The following is a 1,942-nucleotide window of genomic DNA, read 5'->3' as shown; positions in this document are numbered from 1 at the left end:
ATCGCCGGCAGCATCTTCGCGAACCGCGCGCGGGCCGCCGTGCGCACGCTGTCGGCCGTGCCGGCGGACAGCATGTCGACAACGTCGAGGATCGCCTGCGTGACGTTGCCGGTCATCACCGTGTTCGGCACACCCGCGCGCGGGATCACGCGCGGATGCGCGTTCTGCACGCCCATCGCGAACGTGCCGACGATGCCGGCCACGAGCGCCGGCAGGCTGTCGGGCTGCGTGACGGGCGTCGCCCACACGCCGGCCGCGCAAAAGCCGAGCAGCAGCACGGCCTGCACCGCGTGCAGCGCGCGCGTGCCCTGCCATGCGGGCCGCCCCGACATCGACCGCGCGATCAGGCTGCTCGCAATCACGCCGCACACGAACGCGGGAAACACGCTGAGCTTCAGCACGACACCCTGGCCGAAGCCCGCGATGCCCGCGCCGATCAGCACGAAGTTGCCGGTCACGTGCGCGGTGAACAGCCCGAACAGCGCGACGAAGCTCAGCGTGTCGACGAAGCCGGCCACCGCGGCAAGGATCGTGTCCTCGTGCTTCATCGCGCCGCGCTCGCGTGGATCTCGGCGACATAGCCGCCCGGGAACTGCACGAGCGCCGCATCCCGGCCGTCCGACGTGAACGGCGGCACGAGCACGGTCACGCCGGCGGCCTGCGCCTTCTTCAGCGTCGCGGCGAGATCGGGCACTTCGTAGCCGGTCATCTCGCGGCCGAACGGGTAAGGCAGGTGGCCGTCGGTCACGAGCACGGTCATCTTGCCGAAGCCCGATTCGATGCGAATGCGGCGATACGTGTCGTTGGGCCGGCCGATCTCGATGCCCGGCGCCTTGAGCGTGTCGGACACGACCTTGCCGTTCGAGAACTTGACGAAATCGTGCACCAGCTTGCGCACGCTTTCCGGCGAGACGTACACGCGGTTCTCCGGCACCGTCTCCAGCGCATCGTAGTGCGGTGCTTCGGTATGCCAATAGAGTTGCATGTTCAGCCCGCCGGTCCAGCGGATGATCGCGTCGCGGCCGATCGGATCGGGGAACGTGTCGACGATCACGTCCGCGCCGTGCGCGCGCGCCGTCTTCATCGCGACGTCGAGGTCGGTGACGAGATAGCCGGTGCGCTCCGAGCAGAACGGATACGGAATCGGCGTCTTGAAGCCGAACACCGAGATCGTGCCGACCGGCGTGAGCACGAGCTGCGACATCGTCTGGCTCGGCGTGGGCGTGACCTGGAACACGCCCTGCTTCGACTTCTTGCCGCCGAACGTCGCGACGAAGCTGTCGGTGAAGCGGTCGAAGTCTTCCGGCGCCACGCACACGTGCGTCGTGTCGTACTGCGGCCCGACGGCCAGCACCGGCACCGGTGCTGCCGGAACCGGCGGTTTCGCGAACGACGCCGGCGCCGCGACGCAGCCGGCCGCGAGCGTCAGCGCACACAGTGCGGAACGAATGGTTGTCATGATCAGGTTTCCTTGTTGTGTCATCGAAGGGTGCAAGCGGTCACGCGCGGCCGTCGCCGTCCACGCGCTTCGCATCGGCGAGCCGGGTCGCGAGCACGAGTGCGGCGATCAGCCCGAGATGCTCGAAAAAACTGTTGAGCGCCATGAAATGCTCGGCGCCCGTGCGGTTCCAGAAATCGTTGGCCACCGCCATCGCGACCAGCGTCAGCATGCCGAGGCTGCCGGCGCCGAGCCACGTGAAGCGGCCCAGCACGATGCACAGCGAGCCGGCGATCTCGACCGCGATCGCCAGTACCGCCCAAAGCGCGGCCGGCTGCAGCCCGAAATGCGCCTGCTCCGCGACCGCGCCGTTGAAGTCCAGCGCCTTCGCGACACCGCCGATCAGGTACGCGGACACCAGCGCCAGCCGCGCGAGCGGCAGGACCCACGGCTGCGCCAGCAGCGCGCGGACCCACGCCGGGTTGCCGGCGTGGGTCCGCGCGA

The 1,942-nt window shown here is 69.1% G+C and carries 3 protein-coding genes; all 3 read right to left on the bottom strand.

What is annotated here, in order from left to right; translation table 11 throughout:
• A partial coding sequence (locus G3N99_RS39450) for a YoaK family protein (protein WP_206125106.1) occupies positions 1–548 on the bottom strand: 548 nt, incomplete at its 3' end.
• Complete coding sequence (locus tag G3N99_RS39445) at positions 545–1,459, bottom strand: glyoxalase (RefSeq protein ID WP_175043672.1); 915 nt, start codon at positions 1,457–1,459, stop codon at positions 545–547. The genes G3N99_RS39450 and G3N99_RS39445, both read right to left, overlap by 4 nt.
• 40 nt (positions 1,460–1,499) lie before the next feature.
• The coding region (locus tag G3N99_RS39440; protein WP_206125105.1) for a DoxX family protein at positions 1,500–1,942 on the bottom strand (443 nt) is incomplete at its 5' end.

The organism is Burkholderia sp. Ac-20392 (genome assembly GCF_017104585.1).
GTDB classification, from domain to species: Bacteria; Pseudomonadota; Gammaproteobacteria; order Burkholderiales; family Burkholderiaceae; genus Burkholderia; species Burkholderia lata.
This window is presented reverse-complemented; position numbering and strand designations above follow the sequence as displayed.

Excerpts from the sequence above, each read along its gene's own strand:
- G3N99_RS39445 (WP_175043672.1), bottom strand. The coding sequence starts at position 1,459 with ATGACAACCATTCGTTCCGCACTGTGTGCGCTGACGCTCGCGGCCGGC.